The sequence below is a fragment of the Vibrio sp. 10N.222.52.B7 genome, from assembly GCF_041474275.1.
GTDB classification, from domain to species: Bacteria; Pseudomonadota; Gammaproteobacteria; order Enterobacterales; family Vibrionaceae; genus Vibrio; species Vibrio crassostreae_C.
Window position 1 is genome coordinate 1 of sequence record NZ_JBFRTU010000265.1, and the last position, 429, is coordinate 429.

The following is a 429-nucleotide window of genomic DNA, read 5'->3' on the forward strand; positions in this document are numbered from 1 at the left end:
CGACTGCGAGAACTGACAGAATGCTACCGAACGAGTAAGCATCTAGCATGTAGAACAAGCTTAGAGATACGTCTGTAATGCCTTGGTCGAGGCCAAGTTGTCCCACATGGTTAATTACTTGCTCGATAGCTACGCCACCGAAGATCGACATCCAAGCCGACGTTACCAATGTTGGGATAATCAGTACGCAAAGTAGGAACTCACGAACCGTACGGCCCTTAGAAATACGCGCTACGAACATACCGAAGAATGGTGCATACGCAACCCACCATGCCCAGTAGAACACAGTCCAACCATGCAGCCATGTTGTGTCTTCACGACCCGCACTTTGGCTCAAAGCTACGATATTTTTCACATAGCCCGTTGCCGCCGTTGCCATTGAATCAAGCACAGTTGTGAAATTCAATACAGCGATAAGACCAAGGAATA

1 protein-coding gene is annotated in these 429 nt (G+C 48.0%); it reads right to left on the reverse strand.

Going from position 1 to position 429, the window contains the following annotated elements; all coding sequences use genetic code 11:
• On the reverse strand, positions 1–429 hold a 429-nt coding region (locus AB4512_RS22755; protein WP_372175804.1), incomplete at both ends, for a BCCT family transporter.